The following is a 799-nucleotide window of genomic DNA, read 5'->3' on the forward strand; positions in this document are numbered from 1 at the left end:
ATATGATTCCTTTTTCTACTTTTACATTCTCTCAAATCATCGACTGTCTTGATGATCCTGATTTCCCTGTGGATAACTTTCACAGATCTTTTCTGATCAACAAATATTATAACGTTGAACAAAATTACCGTTCATACTGTCAAATAAACCGAAGAAATCATATGCTTATTTTTCTTCCAACATAACTTTTATCTTTTTTTCTGTTCTTTTCATTATCATTTAAGTAAAGATAAACAGAAGGAGATGATTTTGAAATGAATTTGAACAAATTTTTATATAGCGCTGGTGATTTCTATGAAACCTGATACCAATACTATGTCCACTGATCACAACAGTGATGTATTAAAAATATTTGGTATTGATAGTAACATCATTGAACATTACGATATCTTCCATAGAAAAGATGGTGTCCATATTATCTTGAAACTTATAAACAGAGAACAGCGTTGCCCTGTTTGCCAGACCAGAACAACTAAAGTTGTCAATTACATAGATAAGAAAATAAAACATTCTGTTGTTTCCACTTCCTCTTGTTTCATTGATTATCATGCCCGACGTTACAGATGTCCTGCATGCAACAAGACTTTTTATGAATCCAATCCTTTTACTTTTGGAACGGAAAGGATCTCGTCAGCTACCGTTTATAGTGTTCTGCAGGATCTTAAAAAGCCATTTGAAACATTTAAAAGTGTTGGTGAAAGATATCATATATCCACCAATACAGTCATCAACATATTTGACAGATATATCAGTACACCAAGGCTTCCCATGCCATCTGTACTTTCAATAGATGAAGTAT

Annotated in this window: 1 pseudogene; it reads left to right on the top strand. The window is 32.5% G+C overall.

The annotated features are described in order from the left end of the window. Positions 1-294 precede the first annotated feature (294 nt). Positions 295-799: pseudogene (locus tag DW911_RS10810) on the top strand (ISL3 family transposase); the annotation flags it as partial.

It is taken from the genome of Erysipelatoclostridium sp. AM42-17 (genome assembly GCF_003480255.1).
Taxonomy (GTDB): Bacteria; Bacillota_I; Bacilli_A; order Erysipelotrichales; family Coprobacillaceae; genus Faecalibacillus.